This window comes from Flectobacillus sp. (assembly GCF_049240685.1).
GTDB lineage: Bacteria > Bacteroidota > Bacteroidia > Cytophagales > Spirosomataceae > Flectobacillus.
The window spans coordinates 1-7,220 of sequence record NZ_JBMLSD010000115.1 but is presented as its reverse complement, the minus strand read 5'-3'; the positions used below and the strand labels follow the sequence as shown (position 1 = coordinate 7,220).

6 protein-coding genes are annotated in these 7,220 nt (G+C 38.3%); all 6 read left to right on the top strand.

The features are described from left to right. The coding region (locus ACOVQ4_RS05205; RefSeq protein WP_421819595.1) for a M949_RS01915 family surface polysaccharide biosynthesis protein at positions 1-612 on the top strand (612 nt) is incomplete at its 5' end. Between the two features lie 151 nt (positions 613-763). Further along, on the top strand, positions 764-2,164 hold the full coding sequence (locus ACOVQ4_RS05200; RefSeq protein WP_421819594.1) for a glycoside hydrolase family 30 protein: 1,401 nt from the start codon (positions 764-766) through the stop codon (positions 2,162-2,164). Between the two features lie 195 nt (positions 2,165-2,359). Beyond that, positions 2,360-2,905, top strand: coding sequence for a C40 family peptidase (locus tag ACOVQ4_RS05195; RefSeq protein WP_421819593.1), 546 nt, complete (start codon positions 2,360-2,362; stop codon positions 2,903-2,905). A 133-nt stretch (positions 2,906-3,038) separates the two neighbouring features. Next, positions 3,039-3,593 (top strand): hypothetical protein, encoded by a 555-nt coding sequence (locus ACOVQ4_RS05190; RefSeq protein WP_421819592.1) that lies wholly within the window; start codon positions 3,039-3,041, stop codon positions 3,591-3,593. Further along, entirely contained in the window at positions 3,536-4,798 is a 1,263-nt protein-coding gene (gene kynU / locus ACOVQ4_RS05185; protein ID WP_421819591.1) for a kynureninase, read from the top strand. Before ACOVQ4_RS05190 ends, kynU begins: the two co-directional genes overlap by 58 nt. Before the next feature lie 36 nt (positions 4,799-4,834). After that, entirely contained in the window at positions 4,835-6,862 is a 2,028-nt protein-coding gene (locus ACOVQ4_RS05180) for a glycosyl hydrolase family 95 catalytic domain-containing protein (protein WP_421819590.1), read from the top strand. Positions 6,863-7,220 lie beyond the last annotated feature (358 nt).

Sequence of the window (7,220 nt, the reverse complement as noted above, 5' to 3'; positions counted from 1 at the left end):
ATGAAAAAAATAATCCTTCTTCTCTGCTTAGCCGTTGGTGCTAAAGCTCAAGTAAAAACACTTCCTTTTGATAAAAAGGTGCCTTTAGGTGTATCTGTAAAAGGAAAAGTATCAGATGCCATCAAGTGGCAAGATGCGACAGGCGAAAATATGGTTTTTTTGAGTGTTGAAAGGAAACAGGTTTCAGGAGTAGATACCCCCTCTGGAGATGCTCAAACTGCTAAAGTACATGCCTATCAGTACAACAAACAAGGAGATAAATACCAACTTGTATGGGAACTGAAAGATGGTGTAGACGAATGTCCATTGGATGTGGCTGCTACTTTTATTCCTAAATCGCTACAAGTTAGTGACCTAGACGCCAATCAAAAAGGAGAGGTGTCGTTTTTGTATAAAACAGCCTGCCGTGGCGATGTGAGTCCTGCTTCATTGAAATTATTGATTTATGAACAAAAAAATAAGTACATCCTTCGAGGCGATACCTATGTGAAAATGATAAAAGAAGGCGGTAAATACACCGTTGATAAGAGTTTTACGAATGCACCGAAAAGTTTTTTAGATTTTGCAAAAAAACAATGGAATAAGTTCAAAGTGGAAGAAAACTTTGAATAGAAATGTTGAGTTGCAATTGCGGATGTTTGATTGTAGATTTTGCTGTATAGGGTGAAAAAATTCCAACAAAGGCGAAAATTTACGTTCACAATTCATCATTCAAAACTCATCACTTAGATTTAATACTTCCTCTTCGTTTAAAACTATTGCTATGAAAAAAAACATCTCAACTATCTTACTGGCCACGCTTGCGTGCTGGCAAATAACTTACGCACAAACTCCCAAAACTGCCGAGGTATGGCTGACTCATGCCGACCAATCAAAACTGTTTGAGAAACAAGCGGAAACCTTTACTTTCAGTCCTCAATCGAGTACACTTCCTACGATTTTTGTGGATGAAAAACAGTCATTTCAATCAATGGATGGATTTGGCTTTACCTTAACGGGCGGTAGTGCCACCTTATTATGGCAAATGGATGCCGACAAACGTAAGGCTCTTTTGAAAGAATTATTTGCTTTTGATGGGAAAAACATCGGTATCAGCTATCTACGGGTGAGTATCGGTGCTTCCGATTTGAGTGACCACGTATTTACGTACAATGATTTGCCGACAGGACAAACTGACTTGAAAATTCAAAAATTTGATTTATCAGAAGAGAAAAAGGCACTCATTCCTGTTTTGAAGGAGATTTTGTCAATTAATCCCGCTATTAAGATTTTAGGGTCACCATGGACTCCTCCTGTCTGGATGAAAACCAATACTAACTCGAAAGGAGGGAGCCTTTTACCAAACTATTACGATGCCTATGCTTTATACTTTGTCAAATATATTCAAAGTATGAAAAAGGAAGGCATCCATATCGATGCTATCACGATTCAAAATGAGCCATTACATCCGGGTAATAATCCAAGCCTTTTGATGCAACCCGAAGAACAGGCCGCATTTATCAAGAAAAGTCTCGGGAAGGCGTTTAAATCTGCAAAAATTGCGACTAAAATTTGGTTGTATGACCACAATGCCGACCGTCCAGATTATCCAATTTCTATCTTAAATGACCCAGAAGTACGACAGTATGTAGACGGCTCGGCTTTTCACTTATACGGCGGAAGCGTAGAGAATATTCGTCAGGTACACGAAGCTCATCCAGATAAGAATCTCTATTTTACCGAACAATGGATTGGAGCACCCGGAAATTTTGCTGGAGATTTGGCATGGCATATCAAAACATTGATAATTGGAGCAACGCGCAATTGGTGCAAAACGGTCTTGGAATGGAATCTGGCCGCAGACCCACAACAAAACCCTCATACCGATGGTGGATGTACCGAATGCTTAGGGGCTTTGACGATTGATAAAAATGAAATTAAGCGCAATCCTGCCTATTATATCATTGCCCATGCTTCTAAATTGGTAAGACCAGGGGCAAGGCGAATTTCTTCAAATACTACCATGGATTTACAAAATGTGGCATTTAAGACCACTGATGGAAAAATTGTTCTTGTAGTTTTAAACGAAAGTAATAAACCTTCAACCTTCATGATAAGTCATCAGGGATTAAAATTACAACAAACCCTCAATGCAGGTGCAGTAGCCACCTACTGTTGGAAGTAGATTTCATGAAAAAAGGCAATAAATTACTTATGATTTGTATTATAGTCACTTAGTGATAAACGACTAAAAATTATTTTTTTTGAAAAAAAGTATAATTAAAGGACGAAAAAATACGTTGCAATTAGTACAGAATCTTTTAATTATGAAGATTTTGTACTAATTTGCAAAGAGTTACCTTTTAGAAGCCTTAATATTATGCTAAAAAAAATATTTCTGACCTGCATTCTCATTACTTCTGGTATAGCCTCCAAAGCACAACAAATTCGGAAAGATAGTACCGAAAATAGGTCTAGCTATCACCCCTTATCTATTGTCAATAATCTTTTAGATTTTGCCCATAACCACCTACATTTTAGGTACCGTTCAGGAGGAAGTTCTACTAGCGGTTTTGACTGTTCGGGATTTGTTCGATACTGTTTCAGGAATTTTGGGATGATGCTTCCTCATGGTAGTGCTGCCCAATCATTAATAGGCGACGAAATCGCCAAATCAGAGGCTCTTCCTGGAGATTTGATTTTCTTTAAAGGACATAATTCGGGTAGTAGCCGTGTTGGTCATGTTGGTATTATTACTGAAGTTGGAGATACCTATATCAAATTTATTCATTCTGCCTGGAACGGAGGCGTACGCTACGATTATCTTGAATCTGACTACTATCGCAGAAGGTTTATGGGGATAAAGCGTGTAGTTGGTTTTCTGGATATGGTTCCTCAGCGCAAAGGCCGTTCTTCCAAAAAATAAGGTACTTCTGTACCAAATTATATTGTCAAGCTTATCTAAGTTCTTTCGTTTGTTTGTAGGGGAGAGCCCCAATAATTGTCTATCAATATGTCGGTTCAATTTTAATCGTTAGACACCAGAAATCTATACCGCAATGAATCTCTTTATTCATTTACTTATCATCCTGCTCAATATTTACTCAATAGTATTTTTATTTTTATTGATACAAAAGATATTTTCAACTAAAAAAACAACACTTCACTTACTAATTACTTCACTGGTTGTTTTTATTTGTTTTACAGTATCGACTTTTTTCACTCCGAAGCAACGCCATTCATTATCCTCGGAAAAATCTATTCATCATGAATTCTCAATAGACCCTCTTTGTCAAGTAGAGCTTTTTGTAATTCCTACTGTTAGCGAAAGGGACAGCACGCTCATACTAACCTCGCATCTGAGTGGCGTAATAGCAGGCCTGCAATGGCAAGAAAATTCCATAGAAACGCTGCAAGCCAACTCAAATCTACATTATCAAGTAAAAGGAGAAGTAAAATATTTAATTTTAGGATTCCCGTTTCTTAGTAAAGACCAAATTTTCTCAGGAATGATTAAATTTGATGAACTAAAAAAATACAAGGAATCATCAACAAAATGGAATACTTCAACCAACAGCAATTCGCAGAACAACTTGATTCAGAAGATGTACTAAAAGATTTTCGTTCCCAATTTCATATTCCTATCCACAAAGGTCAGGAGCAAATCTATTTTTGTGGTAATTCATTGGGACTTCAACCCAAAAACACCTCTATTTATTTAGACCAAGAACTCGAAAAATGGCGCAATCTTGCCGTCGAAGGCTGGTTTACGGGTGATGATAATTGGATTAATTATCTGCAACATCTTAAAAACCCCTTGTCTAAAATCGTAGGAGCTAAGCCTTCTGAGGTGACAGTGATGAATAACCTTACGGTAAATTTACATTTGATGCTGACGAGTTTTTACCAGCCAACCCCTACTCGTTTCAAAATCCTGACCGAAGCAGGAGCTTTCCCTTCAGACCAATATGCCCTCGAAACGCATCTCAAAACAAGAGGCATCAATCCTGATGAAGCAATTATTGAAGTTTTCCCAAGAGAAAAGGAGCATATTTTTTTCACAGAAGATATAATTCAATTGATTCGTGAAAATAAAGATAGCTTGGCCATGGTGATGCTAGGCGGAATTAACTACTATAACGGACAAGTATTAGATATGCCTCTGATTACCCAAACTGCCCAAGCTCATGGGATTGTCGTAGGTTTTGATTTGGCTCATTGCGTGGGTAATATACCGCTTCAACTACATACATGGGGTGTCGATTTTGCGGTTTGGTGTTCGTACAAATATCTCAATTCGGGTATGGGAGGAGTATCAGGCTTATTTATTCATGAAAAACATCATGCCTCTAACCTACCCAGATTGGCAGGGTGGTGGGGCTATGACCAAGCTACCCGTTTTAAGATGGAAAAAGGTTTTGTGCCAATGCAAGGCGCAGATGGCTGGCAGCTGAGCACTCCCACAATTCTAGCCATGGCTTGTCATCGTGCAGCCCTCGAAATTACCGATGCGGCAGGCATACAAGCTTTACGAGCTAAAAGTATTAAGCTTTCTGGCTTTTTAAGGTTTATTTTGGAAAAATTTAATGAGCAAAATAATCATATTCTGAAAATCATTACCCCTATAGATACCCAACAAAATGGTTGTCAGATTTCTATTTTAGCAGAAAAAAATGGAAAAGAGCTCTTTAATCGATTAGTAGACCACCAAATTATCGGTGATTGGCGTGAGCCTAATGTCATTAGACTATCGCCTGTACCTTTGTACAATACTTTTACTGAAGTCTATAAAGTAGGAGTGGCATTAGGCGTATCATAGTGCTTTGTCCATTTTTATAAACAATCCATTAAAATTATGAAAAAACTTACTTTTGTTTTGAGTCTTTGCATTGCGAGTGTAAAGCTGATGGCGCAAGATCCTTGGATAGTAAAAGCTGATAATATTGACGCAAAGGGATATTATGGAGTTACGGTTGCCAATGGAATGATTGGAATAGTGTCGTCGCCTGAGCCTCTTCGAGTAAAGGAAGTGGTGCTAAATGGCGCTTTTGATACTTACGGTCGCGGACGTGTGTCTAATATTCTCAAAACGTTTGATTTTTCGAATATGGATTTAGAGGTTGATGGAAAAAAGGTCAGTAAAAATGATATCTCTTCCTATCAACAATCTCTTGATATGAGGAGCGCTATTTTTTCTACAAGTTTTGACTATCAAGGAAAAGTAATCGTAAAGTCATCTATGATGGCCTTGCGACACTTGCCTCATTCCATGATGATTGACATTGAGATTACGGCTCAAAAAGCGTGTGAAATAACCCCTTATAGCTTGATGTCTGCACCAGATATTTTACGAGATGTCAAAAATACTTTTCATTTGATAGACCGTCCACATGCGCAAATTCCATTATTAACTTCAGTTGCGAAATCTCCAACAGGAAAACATACACTCGCCGCATCCAATTCTTTTATTTTTGAAGAGCCAAGAGGGGCTGAGCCAAAGGTAATTCATGAGGAATGGGACTATGGTATGCACCGATTAAAGTTTACCAAAAAACTTGAAGCAGGTCAAACTTATCGTTTTAGCGTTGTTGGTTCTACTATTTCGACAGAACAAAACGTAGATCCACTAAATGAGGCAGAACGTTTGACGATTTATGCAGCTCTTGAAAAGCATGATCGTTTGTTGGCTCGTCACAAGGCTGCTTGGGATGAACTTTGGCAATCAGATATTCAGATAGAAGGTGATGATGAAGTGCAACGAGCAACACATTTTGCTTTATATCATTTGTATTCGTTTTGTCGTGAAGGACAAGCTTATAGTTTGTCTCCAATGGGTCTGTCAGGCTTGGGCTATAATGGTCATGTATTTTGGGATACAGAAGTATGGATGTTTCCTCCGATATTGTTATTGCATCCCGAAATGGCTAAATCATTGCTTGAATATCGTTTTCAACGAATGGAGGCTGCTCGAAACAATGCCAAAGTACATGGCTACAAAGGCGTCATGTTTCCATGGGAGTCTGATGACAAGGGACAGGAGTCTACCCCAGTTTGGGCTTTGACAGGCCCATTTCAGCACCATATTACAGCAGACGTTGGCTGGGCATTCTGGAAATATTATCAAGTAACGAAAGATAAAGAATGGCTCAAAACTCGTGGCTATCCTATGTTAAAAGAGGTAGCTGATTTTTGGGTAAGTCGTGCCGAAAAAGGTTCTGATGGCAAATACCATATTATCAACGTAGTTTGTGCTGATGAATGGGCTGAAAATGTGGACGACAATGCCTACACCAATGGAATGACGAAAGAAGTTCTTGAATTTGCGATAGATGCTGCTGACGAGTTGCACTTAGAGGCTAATCCAATGTGGGAGGAGGTGATGAAAAATCTAGTAATTTTGAAAGATGCCAATGGTGTGACCATGGAACATGCTACCTACAAAGGCGAAATTATCAAACAAACAGATGTAAATTTGTTATCGTATCCCATGCATCAAGTGAGCAATCCTGAGGATATCAAACGAGATTTACACTATTATGAAGCAAAAATGTCTCCTGATGGCCCCGCTATGTCTTGGGCTATTTTGTCGATTCTGTACGCACGATTAGGTGAGTCAGAGAAGGCTTATGAACTAATGGTAAAGAGTTATCAACCAAATGAGGTGCCTCCATTTAAGGTGTTGGCAGAAACGGCTGGTGGAGATAATCCTTATTTTGCCACAGGTGCTGGAGGTTTTCTTCAAACAATTATGAATGGTTTTGGAGGACTAGAGATTGAGGAAAATGGAATAGAACAAATAAAGCCCATAAAGCTTCCTAAACAATGGAAATCACTCACAATAAAAGGTGTTGGGCTTAATAAAAAAACATATATTGTAAAGTAAGTATTTGAGCAAAATTAGATCTAAGTACTCCGCTCTAGGCTATAAGTCGTAGGCATAAGGCAAGCACATTCTTTTGCTTACGGCTTTCAGCAATGGGTGGTATTTGGCAAAAATATATCTATCATTACTAAAAAACATTTTACCACTCTTTACCTTGTACCTGTTGCCTAGTGCCTAAATACATAACATCAATCTAATTTTGCACTCATACTTACTTATCTTTGTCCAAATACTACAAATTTTCAATTTCGTCTATTGAAAGACCAGTTAATTTTTGAATACTTAAAATGTCAAGCCCCATCGTCCTAGCTTGTCGAGCAATCTTTATCTGTTCTTCTCTTTTCCCCTCTTTTATTCC

What these genes read in the sequence shown, in the direction of transcription:
- ACOVQ4_RS05190 (WP_421819592.1), top strand. Translation starts at nt 3,039, where the DNA reads ATGAATCTCTTTATTCATTTACTTATCATCCTGCTCAATATTTACTCA.
- ACOVQ4_RS05200 (WP_421819594.1), top strand. Translation starts at nt 764, where the DNA reads ATGAAAAAAAACATCTCAACTATCTTACTGGCCACGCTTGCGTGCTGG.
- ACOVQ4_RS05195 (WP_421819593.1), top strand. Translation starts at nt 2,360, where the DNA reads ATGCTAAAAAAAATATTTCTGACCTGCATTCTCATTACTTCTGGTATA.
- ACOVQ4_RS05180 (WP_421819590.1), top strand. Translation starts at nt 4,835, where the DNA reads ATGAAAAAACTTACTTTTGTTTTGAGTCTTTGCATTGCGAGTGTAAAG.
- kynU (WP_421819591.1), top strand. Translation starts at nt 3,536, where the DNA reads ATGGAATACTTCAACCAACAGCAATTCGCAGAACAACTTGATTCAGAA.